At 50.6% G+C, this 17,499-nt stretch carries 14 protein-coding genes; 1 reads left to right on the top strand and 13 read right to left on the bottom strand.

Annotation, left to right across the window (positions count from 1 at the left end; all coding sequences use genetic code 11):
- Position 1: 1 nt before the first annotated feature.
- From polA to EFBL_RS05715, 8 genes are all read right to left on the bottom strand, one after another.
- Entirely contained in the window at positions 2-2,650 is a 2,649-nt protein-coding gene (gene polA / locus EFBL_RS05750) for a DNA polymerase I (protein WP_096181183.1), read from the bottom strand.
- Positions 2,651-2,798: 148 nt separating this feature from the next.
- Entirely contained in the window at positions 2,799-3,755 is a 957-nt protein-coding gene (locus EFBL_RS05745; protein WP_424955046.1) for an ABC transporter ATP-binding protein, read from the bottom strand.
- Positions 3,748-4,773 carry an ABC transporter ATP-binding protein gene (locus EFBL_RS05740; RefSeq protein WP_096181181.1) on the bottom strand — a complete coding sequence of 342 codons (1,026 nt, stop codon included), beginning with the start codon at positions 4,771-4,773 and terminating at the stop codon, positions 3,748-3,750. The genes EFBL_RS05745 and EFBL_RS05740 overlap by 8 nt, the downstream gene beginning before the upstream one ends.
- Before the next feature lie 12 nt (positions 4,774-4,785).
- Positions 4,786-5,703, bottom strand: a complete 918-nt coding sequence (locus EFBL_RS05735) for an ABC transporter permease (protein ID WP_096181180.1) — start codon at positions 5,701-5,703, stop codon at positions 4,786-4,788.
- Between the two features lie 3 nt (positions 5,704-5,706).
- Positions 5,707-6,636: an ABC transporter permease gene (locus EFBL_RS05730; protein WP_096181208.1), complete on the bottom strand. Its 930-nt coding sequence runs from the start codon at positions 6,634-6,636 to the stop codon at positions 5,707-5,709.
- Positions 6,637-6,923: 287 nt separating this feature from the next.
- Positions 6,924-8,582, bottom strand: a complete 1,659-nt coding sequence (locus EFBL_RS05725) for a peptide ABC transporter substrate-binding protein (RefSeq protein WP_096181179.1) — start codon at positions 8,580-8,582, stop codon at positions 6,924-6,926.
- A 336-nt stretch (positions 8,583-8,918) separates the two neighbouring features.
- Positions 8,919-9,638, bottom strand: a complete 720-nt coding sequence (locus EFBL_RS05720) for a 3'-5' exonuclease (RefSeq protein ID WP_096181178.1) — start codon at positions 9,636-9,638, stop codon at positions 8,919-8,921.
- A complete protein-coding gene (locus EFBL_RS05715; RefSeq protein WP_096181177.1) occupies positions 9,635-11,485 on the bottom strand; it encodes a DUF294 nucleotidyltransferase-like domain-containing protein in 1,851 nt (616 codons plus the stop codon). The genes EFBL_RS05720 and EFBL_RS05715 overlap by 4 nt, the downstream gene beginning before the upstream one ends.
- A gap of 180 nt (positions 11,486-11,665) precedes the next feature.
- Here EFBL_RS05715 and EFBL_RS05710 point away from each other — a divergent pair, with 180 nt between their 5' ends.
- The gene (locus tag EFBL_RS05710) at positions 11,666-12,244 is read left to right on the top strand and encodes a hypothetical protein (RefSeq protein WP_096181176.1); all 579 of its coding nucleotides are present in this window, start codon (positions 11,666-11,668) and stop codon (positions 12,242-12,244) included.
- Between the two features lie 641 nt (positions 12,245-12,885).
- Here the strand turns inward: EFBL_RS05710 and mdh are convergent.
- The 5 genes from mdh to EFBL_RS05680 all read right to left on the bottom strand — a co-directional run bounded on the left by mdh (position 12,886) and on the right by EFBL_RS05680 (position 17,498).
- Positions 12,886-13,821, bottom strand: coding sequence for a malate dehydrogenase (gene mdh / locus EFBL_RS05705; RefSeq protein WP_096181175.1), 936 nt, complete (start codon positions 13,819-13,821; stop codon positions 12,886-12,888).
- A 30-nt stretch (positions 13,822-13,851) separates the two neighbouring features.
- Entirely contained in the window at positions 13,852-15,147 is a 1,296-nt protein-coding gene (icd, locus tag EFBL_RS05700; protein ID WP_096181174.1) for an NADP-dependent isocitrate dehydrogenase, read from the bottom strand.
- A 232-nt stretch (positions 15,148-15,379) separates the two neighbouring features.
- Entirely contained in the window at positions 15,380-16,369 is a 990-nt protein-coding gene (locus EFBL_RS05695) for a hypothetical protein (RefSeq protein WP_131927720.1), read from the bottom strand.
- Positions 16,370-16,389: 20 nt separating this feature from the next.
- Positions 16,390-17,079 (bottom strand): hypothetical protein, encoded by a 690-nt coding sequence (locus EFBL_RS05685; RefSeq protein WP_096181171.1) that lies wholly within the window; start codon positions 17,077-17,079, stop codon positions 16,390-16,392.
- 2 nt (positions 17,080-17,081) lie between these two features.
- The gene (locus tag EFBL_RS05680; RefSeq protein WP_096181170.1) at positions 17,082-17,498 is read right to left on the bottom strand and encodes a TadE/TadG family type IV pilus assembly protein; all 417 of its coding nucleotides are present in this window, start codon (positions 17,496-17,498) and stop codon (positions 17,082-17,084) included.
- Between the last annotated feature and the right edge of the window lies 1 nt (position 17,499).

Raw genomic sequence — 17,499 nt, 5'->3', positions numbered from 1 at the left:
ATTACTTCGCGTCGTACCACGTATCGCCGTATGCAACATCCGCTTTAAGCGGCACATCCAGCTTGATAGCGTTCTCCATAACTTCTGGAACAAGCTCTTTCATGATGTCCAGTTCCTCACCCGGCACTTCAAACACCAATTCGTCGTGCACCTGCAGCAGCATACGGCTTTTCAGCCCTCGCTCCTTCAACTCGGCGGCGATTCGATTCATCGCCAGCTTGATGATATCTGCTGCCGACCCCTGAACCCGTGTATTCTGGGCCGCCCGTTCCGCAAAGCTGCGGATATTGTAATTGGATGAATGCAAGTCGGGCAAATACCTGCGACGATTTAACAGGGTTGTAACGTATCCGTCCTTCCTCGCCTGAACGACAACCTCATCCATATACTTTTTCACTCCGGGAAACTTGGCAAAGTAATTCTCGATAAATTCCGCCGCCTGTTTCCGGGTGATGTTCAGGTTCTGGGACAGCCCGTAGTCAGAAATCCCGTACACGATCCCGAAATTTACCGCTTTTGCCGCTCGCCGCATGTCGGAAGTCACCTGATCAATCGGAACTTCAAACACGTCACTGGCAGTCCGGGTGTGAATGTCCATATCGTTGACAAAGGCGTCGATCAGTGAACTGTCACCGGAAATATGGGCGAGAATCCGCAATTCGATTTGCGAATAGTCAGCTGCCAGAATCTTCCAACCGGCTTCACTGGGAACAAATGCATGGCGCAACCGTCGTCCCTCTTCCATCCGGATCGGGATATTTTGCAGGTTGGGTTCAGTTGAGGACAACCGCCCGGTTGCGGTTGTGGCCTGATTAAAGCTGGTGTGAACCTTGCCCGTATCTTCCCTGACGACTTTCAGCAATCCTTCCACATAGGTGGATTGCAGTTTGCCAAGCTGCCGGAATTCAAGGATCTTCTGCACAATTTCCGAGTAGGGGGCCAGTTTTTCCAATACTTCCGCCGAAGTGGAATAGCCTGTCTTGGTTTTCTTCTGCGTCGGAAGTCCCATCTTGTCAAACAGGATTTCCCCCAATTGCTTCGGCGAATTGATGTTGAATTCCGTACCCGCCAGTTCATAAATCTCCTTGGTCAGGCGGTCAATCTTCTCTGCCAACTCGGCACCGATCGCATGAAGCCGGTCGGTATCGACCTTTACACCCTGGTATTCCATGTCAGCCAGCACGTAAGTTAACGGCAGTTCCAAATCCTGATAAAGGGAATCCACTTCCTGACGCTCCATCTCACCGATCAATTTTGGCTGCAGGTGAAACAGGGCGGACGCGGTCTTTCCGTAAAAATCGGCCCGTTCCTCAAGCGCTGGTTCCCCTGTTTTCTTGTCGGCCTTCCGGAATCCGGGAATCGACCAGTTCAATTCTCGGGAGATGATGTCTTCCAGTTTCGGGGTTCCATCCTGCGGATTCAAGAGGTATCCCGCCAGGAGTACATCAAAGGTGTTGCGATCCAATTCCACTCCTTTGTCGCGAAGCATGTAAACAGCCGATTTGACATCAAACAGCACTTTCAACTTGTCTGGATTCGAAAATAGGGCCTTGACCCCGGAAGGCAGACTGCCGTTGTCCACCGGAATGTACCAGGCTTGATCGGCAGTTCCCAAAGCAACGCCCCTGATGGACGCTTGCTGGTAGGAGCCCTCGAAATCAATTTGCAATCCCAGCGTGACCGGCAAGTCCCCCAGCAGTTTGTCCAGCTCGCCGGTTCCAATGATCTTAACCGGCAGCTCCATCTCGGCAGAAGAGGACTCTCCCGCGCCTGTGCCGTCATCTTCGGGGAGCTTGTTCAGCAGCGATTTGAACTCATACTGTTTGAATGTTTCCCTCACCCGGTTTGTATCGAATCCCTCGTAAGCAAATTGGGTGATTGCCACATCCAACGGAACCTCGCGGAAGATGGTGGCCAATTTTTTCGAGAGAAGAGCGTCTTCTTTGTGCTCCTGCAGTTTCTCCTGCAGTTTCTTGCCTGGGACTTTGTCCGCATTGGCAAGAACCTGTTCCACACTGCCAAATTCGTGAAGCAGTTTAAGAGCCGTCTTCTCGCCGACACCGGGGATCCCCGGAATATTGTCAGATGTATCGCCCATCAATCCCTTGAGGTCAATGATCTGTTCCGGTGTCAGCCCGTATCGTTCCTGGATTTTCGCTATATCATACCGCTCAGTCTCGGTAATTCCTTTTCTTGTCAGGATTGCATGCACATGTCCGGAAACAAGCTGAAGCAAGTCTTTGTCGCCCGATACAACAAGCGTCTCATAGCCTTCCTTCTCCGCTTGGCGGGTCAGGGTTCCGATAATGTCGTCCGCCTCAAACCCTTCCCGTTCAATATGGGGAATCCCGAAGGCATCCAATACTTCCCGTACAATAGGGAACTGTTCCGAAAGTTCTCCGGGCGTCTTCTCCCTCGTTCCCTTGTATTCCGCATACATGTCTGTCCGGAAGGTGGTTTTGCCTTTGTCGAAGGCAACCGCCACATGGGTAGGCTGCTCGTCCTGAAGCAAACGCAAAAGCATCATTGTAAAACCGTAAGCCGCATTCGTATGTCTGCCGCTGGCAGTTGACAGCAGGGGCAGCGCGAAAAACGCACGGTATGTAATACTGTTCCCGTCTATCAGGATCAGTTTCTTCCTGTCACTCAATCCTCTCCACCTCGTTCGGGGAGAATGCCGCCTGGCCGCGTCCTCCCGTTTATTCTGCTTGTCTTATTGTATCATACTGACAGTCTTCTTACCGATGCTAAAAAACCCCGTCCCGCAAGTGGGCTTGCGAAAACGAGGTTTTGTCCTATTACTTATACAAATGGCACGCCACAAAATGGTCCGGTTCCACTTCTTTGAGTTCCGGGATCAGTTCGGCACATTCCGGCATCGCTTTCGGACAGCGTGTTCGGAAGCGGCAGCCGCTTGGAGGATTGATGGGGCTGGGCACATCCCCTTCAAGAATAATCCGTTCCCGGTGGCGTTCCACTTCCGGGTCCGGAATCGGAATGGCCGACAGCAGTGCTTCCGTATACGGATGGAGCGGCTTGCGGTACAATTCGTTGCCTTCCGCCACTTCCACCAGACCGCCCAGATACATCACTCCGATGCGATCGGATATATGCTTCACCATTGCCAGATCGTGAGCGATGAACAGATAGGTCAATCCACGCTCTTTTTGCAGTTGTTTCAACAGATTGACCACCTGTGCCTGAATCGACACGTCCAATGCGGAAATCGGCTCATCGGCGATAATAAACTGCGGCTCAATAGCCAGAGCGCGGGCAATCCCGATCCGCTGGCGCTGACCTCCGGAGAACTCGTGAGGAAAGCGGCTTGCATGCTCGTCGTTCAAACCGACCACACGAAGCAGTTCGTGAACTCGTTCCTTACGTTTCGATCCGCTGTAAAGTCCGTGAATGTCTATTCCTTCGGCAATGATATCGCCAACGGTCATCCGCGGGTTCAAGGACGCATACGGGTCCTGGAAGACCATCTGCATGTTCCGGTTGAACTCTTTCAGTTTCTTGCCTTTCAACTGGTGAACGTTCTCCCCGTTAAAGATCACTTCGCCATCAGTTGCGTCATACAGGCGGATAATGGTTCGACCGGCGGTCGATTTGCCGCAGCCGGATTCACCTACGAGACCGAATGTCTCTCCCCGTTTGATCGAGAAGGAGACGTTGTCGACCGCTTTCAGAATCTTGCCGCCACCCACGTGAAAATGTTTTTTGAGATTTCGTACTTCCAGAATGTTATCAGCCACGGCCATGTCCCCCCACTTCTACCGGACGTTCAACTTTCGGAGCGCTCGGGTGCTGGAGCCAGCATGCGGCACTGTGAGTGGAAGAAATCTGCGTGTGCTCAGGATCCTCTTCCAGGCATACAGTCATTGCATACGGGCATCTTGCCGCAAACGCACATCCCTTGGGCGGTGCGAACAGGTCAGGCGGCGTACCCGGAATCGGAACCAGCTCTTCCTTGGAATCATCATCAAGTCTCGGTACGGAACGAAGCAGCCCCCATGTATAAGGATGCTTGGGATCGTAGTACACCTCATCAACCGTTCCTTGCTCCACGACCTTGCCTGCATACATTACTACAACCCGCTGCGCCACATCCGCCACAACCCCGAGGTCGTGTGTAATCAGAATGATGGCTGCGTTGGTTTTCTCCTTCAACTCTTTCATCAAGTCGTTGATCTGCGCCTGGATCGTAACGTCAAGGGCAGTGGTCGGTTCGTCCGCAATCAGGAGCTTCGGGTTGCACGCAAGCGCGATGGCAATCATCACACGCTGGCGCATGCCGCCGGAGAACTGGTGCGGGTATTGGTTTACACGGCTCTCCGGACTCGGAATCCCTACCAGCCGCAGCATCTCAATCGCACGTTCTTTGGCAGCTTCTTTGCTTAAGCCCTGGTGTTTGACCAAACCTTCGGCAATCTGCTTGCCAACGGTCATGGTCGGGTTCAGGGAGGTCATCGGATCCTGGAAGATCATGCCCATCTCGGAACCCCGGATTTCTTCCATTTGCTTATCCGTAAGCCTGGTAATCTCCGTACCGTCAAACAGGATGGATCCGTCTTTTATGAAACTTGGCGGAGAAGGAATCAGACGCATGATCGTCTGGGCGGTAACCGATTTGCCGCAACCGGATTCCCCTACGATCGCCAACGCTTCCCCTTTATATACATCAAACGTCACGCCGCGGACTGCTTGCACTTCCCCGGCATACGTCTGGAAAGACACTTTCAGGTTTTTGACTTCAAGCAATTTTTCGCTCATGAAACTCCCCCCTTACTTCCGCATTTTCGGGTCGAGAGCGTCACGCAGGCCGTCTCCCAACAAGTTGAAGCTCAGCAGAATCAAACTGAAGATCACAGTCGGAATCAGAATCAAGTAAGGGTACAGCGTCATATACTGCACAGCCTCAGACAACAGCCTTCCCAACGACGCCATTGGAGGCCGGATTCCCAAACCGATAAAGCTCAAGAAGGCTTCAACGAAAATTGCGTTCGGAACCACAAACGTAATCTGCACAATGATGATGCCCAAAGCGTTGGGAATCAGATGCCTCATGATGATCCGCGACGGGCTCGCACCAAGCGTTCTGGCTGCCAGCACAAACTCCTGTTCTTTCAGCTGAAGGATTTGCCCCCGCACCAGACGGGCCATTGGCACCCATCCCGTGATCGAGTAAGCCAGGATGATACTCCAGATGCTCGGTCCCAATACCATAATCAGCAGAATCGATACCAGAAGAAAGGGTATCGCATAGATGATTTCAATGATCCGCTGCATGACATCGTCGACACGGCCGCCAAAATAGGCAGAAATCCCGCCGTACAAAACACCCACAATCAAATCAATGGTGGCTGCCGTAATCCCGATAAACAAGGAAATTCGGGTTCCCCACCAGACACGAACCCACATGTCGCGGCCAAAGTGGTCAGTGCCAAACCAGTGTTGGGCGGAAGGCCAGATATACCGGGTGTTGTAGTTCTGGGTGTAATAGTCGAAGCTCGAGAACATTGGAGCAAAGATGGCGAACAGAGCAAGAACGATCAGCGTAATCAGACCGGCCATCGACATTTTGTTTTTCTTCAGTCTGCGCCAGGCGTCTTTCCAGTAACTTAAAGACGGACGGACAATGGCCTCTTTGTCGAAGGCCGTTTTCGGAACGGGTTGGAATTTGTCATTTGTCACAACCTGCATCGATTAACCCCTCCCCTTGGCCAGCCGGATCCGCGGATCGATCAGACCGTAAGCAATATCTGTCAGGAACATAACAAATACCAAAATTACCGAGTAGAAAATCGTCAATCCCGAGATCATTGTGTAGTCATTGGAATATACGGACATCACAAAATGCCTTCCCAGACCGGGAACGGAAAAAATCTGCTCGACAACCAGGGTGCCGGTAATCACGTTCACAAAGATCGGCCCCAGGATGGTAACAACCGGCAGGATCGCGTTACGCAGCGTGTGTTTCGTCACGATGGCAAATTGGGACAATCCTTTGGATTTGGCGGTTTTGATATAGTCCTGGTTAATGACATCCAGCATGGACGTTCTCATCAAACGGGCCAAAATCGCCAGTGTTGAGAAGGAAAGCGCAATTGCCGGCAAGATCCGGTGTTCAGGTCCTTGCCACAGCCCGGGAGGGAGCCATCCCAGTTTTACGCCGATAAAATAAGAAAGCAGCGGTCCCAGAACAAACGACGGGACGGAAATTCCCACAACGGCGGTGAACATGGCGGTATAATCCCATTTCGTATTATGTTTCAAGGCAGCTATGATTCCCAATGCCAATCCTGCGGTAATCGCCAGGGAAAGCGCCCAGATTCCAAGTTCAAGGGAAGCCGGAAAACCTTGTGCAATCACTTCGGTTACCTTCCGTGCCGGATACTGGAAGGAAACCCCCAGATCTCCCTGCGCAACGTCTTTTAAATAATTCACATACTGTTCCCAAACCGGTTTGTCCAAACCGTATTGCGCCATTAGAATCGCCTTTTGTTCCTTCGTCAGTTTCTCGGAGTTCTCAAACGGATCGCCAGGCAAGTTCTTCATCAGAATAAATGTAGTTGTTACAATCAACCAGAGCGTTATAAGCATGTAGACAAAACGTCTCAAAGTATAACGAACCACATAAGCACCCCCCATAATTGCTCATCCAAGGATATTGGAACGAACGTGTTCCCTTCTAGCACATTTTGATAGAAACCATGATGATTATATGACGTTTCGACTTTCGCGTCTACTGTAAATGTTTAGTGCTGTAAATGTTTAGTGCAGAAAGCCGCAGCCATCTATCGAAGAAAGGCGGAACAGGTTCCACCTATGATATCCATAGTTAATTCCTATAACCCACTGGAAAAAAGGGCCGTTCTCACTATTCAAGAACGGCCCTTCTACCTGCTTTTGGCAGACTCGGTTTACTCTACGTATGCCCACTTCAATTCAAATTCCACACCGTACGGCGGGAAGAGCATACCCTTGATCTTCGGATTCTTCACCCAGTTCAATGCACGGAAGTAGTTCGGCGCAACCGGCATTTCTTCCATCAGAATCTTCTCAGCTTGAACCATCAGTTGGCTACGCTTCGCGCGGTCGGTTTCGACTTCAGCTTTCTTGATCAATTCGGTGTATTGGTCATGCTCCCAATCCACATCGTTGAACTCCCCACCCTTGATCCACATGTCAAGGAAGGTCATCGGGTCGTTGTAGTCGGCACCCCAACCGGAGAGAGAGATTTGGTACTTGTGGTTGTTCTCGTTGTCTACGCGCAGTTTGTGCGGCAGCGGCTCGGCGAGAACTTCGATGCCAAGGTTTTGCTTCCACTGGGCAACAAGGAATTCCAGCGCTTTCGGACCGACCCCGTGGTCGTCACCTTGGATCTTCAGACCCTTCGGGAATTCTTTCAGACCAAGCTCCTGCAATCCTTCCTGCAGCAGCTGTTTCGCTTTCGCCGGGTCAAACTTCGGCATCAGGTCGCCCGCTGTCTTGCGGAATTCGCCGCCGTTGCCGTCGCTGGTTCCGGTCGTAACGAAACCGGTAGCCGGTACGGGTCCTTTCCCGGTAACAGTTTCAATATACGCTTTGTTGTCGATGGAGATTGCCAAGGCCTGGCGAATCTTCTTGTTCTTGAATGCGGGAACGGTCTTTTCCTGGAACTTGATGTACCAGACGGAAAGCTCAGGCTGTACCAGGTATTCCGGCTTGCCTTCCCACAGCTTGATGTTCTCGCCGCTGATGTTCTGCAGATCCGCAGCACCGGTCTGGAACAGGTTCAACCCGGTGTTCTGGTCTTTCACGATGTTAATCGTGATCTTCTGCAGTTTCACGTTGTCCTTATCCCAGTACTTGTCGTTCTTGACAAACACCAACTGCTGGTCGTGGTCCCACTTCTCGAGAATGAAGGGACCCGCACCGATTACGGTGTTTGCGTCGGCACCATACTTATCCCCGTACTTTTTCACGATATCCTCGCGCTGCGGGAAGAAGGTCAGGAACGCCAATTGTTCTGTAAAGAACGCTTTGGGAGTCTCCAGGGTGATTTCCAAGGTCTTGTCGTCGAGTGCCTTGACACCCAATTCTTTCTTCGCCTTCTCAATTTCTTCCGGGGTTTTCGCCTTCATCAGGGCCGAACCGCCCTTGATCCAGGCTACCATGAAGGAGTAGAGAGCTTTGGTATTGGGGTCCAGCGTCCGCTGGTAGGAATATACGAAATCCTGTGCCTTGACCGGAACTCCGTCCGCCCAGGTCACATTGTCCCTCAGTTTGATGGTGTAAGTTTTGCCGTCAGCGGAGATCTGGGGCAATTCTTTGGCAAGCGCCGGTTGAGCCTTGCCGTCTTTGTCGATCCGGTACAACCCTTCGTGCATCATACCCATTGTCGTAAAGACAGCCACTTGAGTGGACTTGGACACGTCAAGAGCACCCGGTTCCGCACGGTAGTTGAGCGTAACTTCTTGCTTGGCCGAACCTTTGGTGCCTCCACCAGATTGGCCCTGATTGTTGCTGCTGCATCCGACAACAGTGCCGCCGACCATCGTCAGCGCAACTGCAGCTGCAAGCCATTTCTTGGCTTTCATGCATTTTCCCCCTTCTATATGACTCATTAAATATGGTCAGGCTCCGAACGGAAGGTTCGTCACCTTATACCCGACGGGATAAAAGAATTTTTAAACAATTCAAGCACACAAATTGGACTTGAATGTTTAAAATAATAAATCCAAAACCGATTATAACGGAATTCGACTGCTCCGTCCAGAGAAAAAACAGATCCTTCCTCTCGAGAGATAGATTAGCATAACTCGCAGACCCCTGTGTATTAACAAGTCTCCGGTGACAGCCGCTTTCAGCCGATTTTCTGCCCAATGCTTCCGCTATCTGCCAATCTGGCACGATTATTTTTATTTAATAAATATTTACCTGAGTGTTTTAATATACAGATACAGGCTGTACAACGTGCGAATGCCACGAGCATCCAGTTCTTCCAGAAACCTGCACCAAATCTGGGCTGTCAGCCGGGCGTCCGCCAGAGAATTGTGCCGATCCCTGATTTCAAGCCCGTAATAATTGGCCAAACGATCCAGGGAATACTCTTTCCACATAGGAAACAAGTGGTAGGCAACCGCCATCATGTCGATAACATGATGGCGCACCGTGGATCTGCAATAGCGACGCAGTTTCGCATTAATAAAGTTCATGTCAAAATCGGCCGGGTGCGCCACCAAAATGTCATCACCGGCAAACTGCAGAAAGTGGAGCAGCACGTTCAAAAGACTCGGTGCCTGATCCACTTGCTTTTTGGAGATTCCCGTCAGGTTTGTCACAACTTCCGGGATCTGGCGGTAAGGATTCACCAGACTATCAAACGCGGGATTCTCCCGTATCTCTTTGTTTTCAACTGTCACGGCCGACAGGGATATGATCTCATCCCCGGCAAAAGGATAAAACCCGGTTGTTTCCGTATCAAACACGACAAACCGTAATTGCGTCAGTTGTTGGTCTGCCAGTGACTTGCCGTCATGGGATACGATAAGTTGGCGCAGCATTTCGATAGTCTCAAGTGTAACATCCGGCGGCAGTTTCTGGGGTCCTCCGTAAAGTCTGGCAATGAGCTGATCGATCGCTTTTCTGATCATAGGGCCAGTCCTTCCGCCCGAAATGAATGAATCAATAGGTTTTGAAGGTCTTTTGTTATGTGAAAGACACGTTTCAAACGAGCACGTTCTTGTTTTTTCAAGCTTCCGATGTCAATTTTTCTGATACCCCCAACCCTGTATCTCATCAATTCTTCATATGCTTCCTCATACACAGACGATTCCTCCGGAGTGAAGACTCCATGCTCAGTCAGCGCCCTCAGTCGTTCAAGCGAATTGACCTGAGGCAGCCCATGCTTCAATGACAATATACGCAGCGCATTGATAAAATGAACGCTCAGACGGGTCTTGATCTCAATTTCCCCTCTGTCAAACCAGCCAAGATGTACGGGAGACTGCACATCATCGAGCACAAGCTGGTGCAGAAACATTGGCACATTCTGTGTCAGATACAGGATGCGGATTCTTAATTCATGGGCAAGTTCAAAAGTTCCATAAACCGGACGGAAATCCAGAAAAATGGTCAGATTGCGCACTCCCTGTCCGTCCGGTTCTCTGATCCAATCGGCCACTTCCTCTCTCCATCCGGAAATTGTTTTTCTCCAGACGGGATTTTTCGCCATGACTCCTCCCGGGCAATAGGGGAAACCAAACCGGTGCAATGCATCGTTTGTTTTTTCCGCCAGACGGGCAAAGTATCGTTCCGCCGCTTCTTTCTGATCCGCCGCAGGATCCCGGTATATCAAAGCATTATCTTGATCTGTCCGCCGGGGCTGTTCTTTCCTCCCGCCGCTTCCCATCGTTACCCAACAATAGGGAACAGGCGGCGGCCCAAACCCTTCTTCCGCCAGTTCTTTTTCCACCAGACGTATGATTTTCCGGGTGATCCGGTCATCGTAGTCTGCCATAATGCGGCAAATCTCGGAAGGTCTGATACCCTCGGACTGCATTCGGTCCACGAGTTGTTCCACCCGGTCCGCCAAAGAACACAGATCCCCAATTTGGTCAGAATGTTCGATTCGCTCTGTCAGTGCCAGCGCATGGTGGCTTTTGGCATCCAGCAAATCCTTCATGGTCAGAATCCCCACCAGCCCCGTACGGTCCACTACCGGCAAATGGCTTACCCGGTGATTCATCATCAAGAGCAGGGCTTCATAATAAAAGGCTTCATGGGAAATGGTGATCGGTCCGGCTGTAAAAAGCGAGCCGACAGTTGTGACACACGGATCCAACCCTGTTGCCATGATCCTGGTGACGAGATCTTTGTCCGTTACGATTCCAACCAATTCGCCGTTCCCATCCAAAACCACCAATGACCCGATGTTTCGCTTCCCCATGATTCCTGCAGCCTCTGCTGCCGTCGTTTCACTCCGACAAGTGGCCACATCGCCAGACATGATATCTCCGACCTTCAAACGGATCGGATACTGGTCCACGCCTTTTGCCCCATAGGAGGATTCGTTTGAGAATTCCCGGTACACCTGATACAATCTTTCCGCCAATGCCCGGCTGGCCGCCCACAGGTTTGCCGGATATTTGTACAGCAACTGCTTTACCGTTCGGAGAGGCAACAACAGTGCCTCCCCAGACTCGGCCGCAATGAAATGGAAAGGCATGGGAGAGACCGCAAAGAGACCCGCCAGTCCGAACATATCTCCAGGTCCATGGTAGTGCAGCGTAATTTCTTCCTCTTTGTCGTTGCATATCGCAACCCGTACATGTCCTTTAAGAACCACGTACACCGCCTCAAGCGGACGGTCGGCTCCCGCCAATTTGTCATGTTCCTGGAAGCTGCATATCCGGGCTTCTCTTTCTAGAAGTTCCAGTTCATCACGGTTTAAGCCTGCAAACAGATCAAGATCCGAAAGTATTTCCCTTGCCTTTTCCATACCATCACCCCGGTTGCTGGCACTGTTATTTTCATATTAGCAGATTGTCAAGAAGAAATTGCAGAATTAGTATTTTTTTCAAATTTCCCAGTATATAACCAACATTCTATAATTGTTTGTTGCTATTCCCAAGAACTATTTGTTATGTTAAACTGCATGTCGTGAAAGGGGTTTAAGTATATGAAAAAAATGTCTACGCTCTTACTGGCTGCTACTCTAGTTGTAACTGCTGCTGCAGGTGTTGGATGCTCTTCCGGCAAACAGGCTGCTTCCACAGAAGCAAAGAAAGACGACAGCCAAGCGCAGCGTACCGCCTACGCTGCCGTGCTCCTCGCAGAAGACCGTTTCCAAGGCATGTTTGAAGCGAAACAAGGACTGGAAGGCGGAAAAGAAGTAGCATTTTATGTTCCAAACAAGTCCCAGGAAGCAGCTATTGAATTCCTGAGCACATCTTGGGATAAAGAAGTGGCAAAAAAAGAATTTGAAGCGGTTCTCGGGGACAAAGCACTGCTTGACAAGGCGAACAAAGCTTTTGAAGAAAAAGCTAAAGCGGACAAGAAGGAATTCAAACCGGTTGCTGCTGTCGCAGTTAAAGAAAAGATCGGTGCCAATGCAATTAACGGCGCCAAATTCGAAGATGTGAAAATCTCTGAAAAAGACGGCAAATTCGTGATCGAATACAAGGGCCTGAAGTATACACTGACCAAAAACGGAGAATCCTACAAGATTGTTGGCAAAGAAGGCCAACTGCAAAAATAATGGCTATCCCAACAACGGGGCTGTCTCCCAAGCAGATAGATCTGCTTGGGAGACAGCCTTTCGGTTATATAATCTACAGACTTTCAGGTTAATGAATCTTTGCAGTTAATAAAATTACAAATTCAACTTTCGCAGCCTAATTTGGTAGACAACCCATTGATATCACCGGGCAACTCGAAACCAATTGCAGCACTTTTCCTGTGGCATTTGTAACCGTTTGTACGTTTCTAGAATTACTCCTTCCTTTCTCAAAAAAGGTTCACAAAAGTTCGGTGGGATGTCTCCATGACCGAGTTTTAGTTTACATAATGCATCCGTTGTAAAAATAGAACTGATTGTCAGCCTTATTTTTGATTTTTTGATTGTCATCTCAAGAATAGAACTGAATTTCAGTCTTATTCGGGTGAGTTTCGAGGTGTACAAGTAAGAAATAGCATATAGGACTGATAAACAGACCTATTTCTGGGAGTACCTTTGAATCGACAACAATAAGCCTGAAATGCAGTCCTATTTTTTCTTACCTTTGCAGGTGGAGCTTCCCTATTATTACAAACATGCGAATAACGGTGAGTGCTATTAAGACAATACCCCGTACCACTTGGAACAGTGATACGGGGTATTTTTTAGATTTCTTTATCTTACTACCCAACGACGTTCATCACATTGCGGACCGATTGGGCTGATTTGTCGAGTGCAGCTTTCTCTTCCGGCGTGAGGTCCAATTCGTAGACTTTCTCGATGCCGCTTCCGCCAAGCAGGGTCGGAACTCCCATATAAAGATTCTCGTAACCGTACTCGCCTTCCAACAGGGCAATGGAAGGAAGAATCCGCTTCTTGTCTTTCAGGATGGCTTCCGTCATTTGTACAAGGGAAGCTGCCGGAGCGTAGTAGGCACTGCCGGTTCCCAACAGATTCACAATCTCGGCGCCGCCTTTGCGTGTGCGTTCGACGATGGCGTCGATTCGATCCTGCGGGATCAGCTTCTCAAGCGGAATACCGCCTGCAAAGGAGTAGCGGATAAGCGGCACCATGTCGTCGCCATGGCCCCCCAGAACGAAACCGGTGACATCTTCCACGGAGACGTTCAGTTCCTGTGCGACAAAAGTACGGAACCGCGCAGTATCCAGCACGCCGGATTGACCGATCACCCGGTTTTTCGGGAAGCCGGATACTTTATGGGCGACATAGGTCATGGCATCCACCGGGTTGGAAAGGACGATAATGAAACAGTTGGGTGAGTATTTCACCACCTGCTCGGTTACCGACTTGACGATCCCCGCGTTGGTGGTAACAAGGTCGTCCCGGCTCATTCCCGGCTTGCGGGCAATACCGGCAGTGATGATAACAACGTCAGAATCCTTCGTATCTTCGTAGTTGCTGGTGCCGATGATGTTGGCGTCTGCGCCGATAACGGGAGTCGCTTCCAGCATATCAAGCGCTTTGCCCTTCGTCGGGTTCTCCAGTTGGGGAATGTCCAGCAAAACTACATCACCGAGTTCTTTTTGCGCAAGGAATAACGCGGTGGTAGCTCCGGTAAATCCTGCACCGATTACGGAAATCTTCTTGCGTTTGATCATGGTCAGGTTTCCTCCTTAAATCAGGATGGTTTACATATTGTTGATCAGAGCGGTTCCGAATTCGGAACATTTAACTTCCTTCGCACCTTCCATCAGGCGGGCAAAATCATAAGTAACGACTTTCTGCCCGATGGTTTTTTCCATGGAGCGGATGATCATGTCCGCAGCTTCCTGCCAGCCCAGGTGTTCCAGCATCATGACGCCGGAAAGGATGACGGATCCCGGATTCACTTTATCCAGGCCTGCATACTTCGGAGCTGTACCGTGGGTTGCTTCAAACACCGCATGTCCGGTCACATAGTTTATGTTGGCGCCGGGTGCAATTCCGATACCGCCCACTTGTGCAGCCAAAGCGTCGGAAATGTAGTCGCCGTTCAGGTTCAGGGTAGCAATCACATCGTATTCCGCCGGACGGGTCAGAATCTGCTGCAGGAACGCATCGGCGATGCTGTCCTTGACAATGATCCTGCCGGCCGATTCCGCTTCTGCCTGAGCCTTGTTGGCAGCTTCCGAGCCTTGTTGTTCCTTGATGCGGTCATATTGTGCCCAGGTGAACACTTTATCCGAGTACTCACGCTCGGCTACCTCATATCCCCAGTTTTTGAACGCGCCTTCGGTAAACTTCATGATGTTCCCCTTATGTACAAGGGTTACGCTTTTGCGGTTATGCTTGATCGCGTATTCGATCGCTGCACGAACCAAACGCTCCGTTCCATCCTTGGATACGGGCTTGATTCCGATGCCGGAAGTTTCCGGAAAACGGATTTTCTTTACACCCATTTCCTTTTGCAGGAATTCGACCACTTTCTTGACTTCCGGTGTGCCTTCCTGATATTCAATACCAGCATAGATGTCTTCAGAGTTTTCGCGGAAGATCACCATGTCGACCAACTCCGGATGCTTCACAGGCGAAGGCACGCCGTTGAAATAACGAACCGGGCGCAAGCACACATACAAATCCAGTTCCTGACGGAGCGCCACGTTCAGTGAGCGAATTCCTCCGCCAACCGGAGTGGTAAGTGGACCTTTGATGCTGACGATGTATTCTCTGAGAGCGGTCAATGTATCGTTCGGAAGCCACTCGCCATATTGGTTGAACGCTTTCTCACCGGCATAAACTTCATACCAGGCGATCTTCCGTTCCCCTTTGTATGCCTTTTCCACCGCTGCATCCAATACTCTGGAAGATGCCGCCCAAATGTCGGGGCCTGTGCCGTCCCCCTCAATGAATGGGATGATCGGGTTGTCGGGAACCACCAATTTCCCGTTGTCAACTTTGATTTTTTCTCCTTCTGCAGGCATAGCAAACTTCTCGAACAATGCCATTGAACGTTCCCCCTCGTATCAAAAAATACAACTGAGACTCTGCTGAACTGCTTGGATTGTGGTCGCTTTCATCATATCATATCTGCAAAAAGTGCAACAAGAAATTTTTTCATCTCTCGAACCTTTGTTTCACCTTGTGAAACCAGTTGATCAACACCTGTTCGAAAATGTTGGAAATCAGGGCCAACAGTACAAAAATGCCCCAATCCTGCACCGGATATCCGGTCATTCCTTATCCAAAGAACCGCTTTCCGATGCGATTTTTCAGGTTGATGAGAAACCTTCCCGGTCCGCTTTGCGCAAAGCCGGGAAAATATATCAGTGCATATCCCACCACACCAAGCGCCAACCCGATTACCAGCAGGGCGGATCCAGCAACAGCCACAGTCGGCAACGCTGTAGCCCCTGCTGCCGTCGCAATTCCACCAATCAGCATGCCTGCGCCCGACAGCACATCTCCTGCCCCTGAATAAAAGGAACCGGCCAATTCATGTTCGGGAGTATCGCTGGAGGGATTGAAGCTCTCCCGGACCTCCCATGATCCATTTGCAATACCCGTCAGTCCGCCGATTATCGGAAAACCGGCACCCAATGGCTTGGGAACCCCAGATCTCAGCGGTGTGCCTAATCGGATCAAGTTGGAAACGGCTTGATAGGCTTCCCTCCCTTTGATTCCCAGATCAATGCCGTCAGCAACAGCATTTGCTCCGTCCACGGGCACTGCCCCCAACCATGGCAGTACCAGACTGGCGGCATATTTTCCCACTGCCTTCCACCCGCCGCCGGGAATCCTCCCGGCATCGTCCATGGAATAAGCGGATTTGGTCAAGACCTTCTTGCTGTCGATTGACATTTTGACAGCATTGCTGATTATGTCTTTCAGGGTCACGGCTTTCTTTGCCACCTGCTCATAACTGGAAGCAACAGGCTTGGTGACAGATGGGAGGGAACTGTTAGGCGCAGTACTGATTGAAGGACGGCTGCTTGGAGGAGTACCGCTTGGTGAGGTGCCGTGCGGGAAACTGCCGCTTGGAACACTCCCTGGGGGTATGGTTGCAGACGGGATTTCTTCAGGTGCCGGAATCTTTACATTCGGAACCGTAACCTCCGGCAGCCGAAAACCGGAACCGACGGCCAAAGCGACATAGGGCACACCGGACAGCAATATGAGAAATGACAGTAAACAAGCACAGAAGCGTTTGAAGCGCCTTCCATACAACACCTTTATTCCCTCCCCAACTATTAGTGAATCCGTCTGCTGAACTGCCGAATTCCGGACAGATCGTAAACGATGCCATGGTCATCCAGGAGTTTTATATAAAGGGCGTGGCCACGCCCGCCGACAAACAGTTTCCGCTGCCCCGCCAACTTGTTCAACATGGGGCTGGTTGCTTCTATTCGTGCGAGAACTTCCATTTTTTTGTGAACAGGAAACCGAATTTCACCTTCAAATGATCCGTGCAAGCGGAGAAATTCCCTTGTCACAGGCAGAATCTCACTCTCCCAATGCTGTTCTATGGATTCCAGGATCTTTCTTCCCAAATCCCGAGACGTAAAGAACGGTTCATACTGCAGCAAGACATGAAGTTTTATCGCTGTTCCCCTCTTGCCTGCCAGGAGTTCCTCCCGCAAGGCAGAGGACACCGTATGCTTGATAATCGCCGCTTCCCGATGCCCGCTCTTGTATAAGGAATCCTCCCGAATCCGCCACTCGAGGGATTTCAGCTTGTCATAGGCCTCAGGAGTAATATCCGCAGCAAACATTTCCTGCAGGGTGTTTGAAGCTGCAATTGCTGCCGATTCGGCAGCAACTCCTGCAGCACCGTGGATTAGCTGTACGCTTATATACATCCATGCCAACAACGCACAAACCATGATTCCAAATGACATTCCCAGAAGAAGCAGCGATGCGTTTCCCCGTTCTTTCTCCATGTTCATCTCACCACCGGCACCCGGGATTCTGCTGTCAGGGACAGTTGCCGCAAATTTTCCGGAAGACCCAGTTTGGCCAGGGCTTTTAACCGAAAAGTGGTCTGGATTTTGACAGTCACGTCGACTGAAGGATTTGGAAACGCAAGGGAGGTTCGTCCGGATTTGGTTTTTGTAATGACCACCTGGTCGACCGGTACGTTTCCGGCGGCTTTGCGAACGGCATCTTCCACATCCGGTCGGGAAGCGTCAAGGGCAGCCAAACGGGCTCCATCCCTGACAGCCGATTGCAGGGTAACCTTGTAATAGGCCGCCCGACCAAATTCACCCATGCACAAAAGCAGGATCAGCAGAGCAGGAATCAGCATCATAAACTCAACTGTTTGGGAACCTTGTTGATCAGCAGTCAATCGGTGAAACAAG

The sequence above is a fragment of the Effusibacillus lacus genome, assembly GCF_002335525.1.
GTDB lineage: Bacteria > Bacillota > Bacilli > Tumebacillales > Effusibacillaceae > Effusibacillus > Effusibacillus lacus.
Note: the sequence above shows the minus strand (reverse complement) of the source record. Positions and strands in the feature narration are given on the sequence as shown.

Bases quoted from the DNA above. Each gene is read 5' to 3' on its own strand.
- EFBL_RS05725 (WP_096181179.1), bottom strand. From the start codon at position 8,582: ATGAAAGCCAAGAAATGGCTTGCAGCTGCAGTTGCGCTGACGATGGTC.
- icd (WP_096181174.1), bottom strand. From the start codon at position 15,147: ATGGCATTGTTCGAGAAGTTTGCTATGCCTGCAGAAGGAGAAAAAATC.
- mdh (WP_096181175.1), bottom strand. From the start codon at position 13,821: ATGATCAAACGCAAGAAGATTTCCGTAATCGGTGCAGGATTTACCGGA.
- EFBL_RS05710 (WP_096181176.1), top strand. From the start codon at position 11,666: ATGAAAAAAATGTCTACGCTCTTACTGGCTGCTACTCTAGTTGTAACT.
- EFBL_RS05720 (WP_096181178.1), bottom strand. From the start codon at position 9,638: ATGATCAGAAAAGCGATCGATCAGCTCATTGCCAGACTTTACGGAGGA.
- EFBL_RS05715 (WP_096181177.1), bottom strand. From the start codon at position 11,485: ATGGAAAAGGCAAGGGAAATACTTTCGGATCTTGATCTGTTTGCAGGC.
- EFBL_RS05740 (WP_096181181.1), bottom strand. From the start codon at position 4,773: ATGAGCGAAAAATTGCTTGAAGTCAAAAACCTGAAAGTGTCTTTCCAG.
- EFBL_RS05685 (WP_096181171.1), bottom strand. From the start codon at position 17,079: ATGGAGAAAGAACGGGGAAACGCATCGCTGCTTCTTCTGGGAATGTCA.
- EFBL_RS05735 (WP_096181180.1), bottom strand. From the start codon at position 5,703: ATGCAGGTTGTGACAAATGACAAATTCCAACCCGTTCCGAAAACGGCC.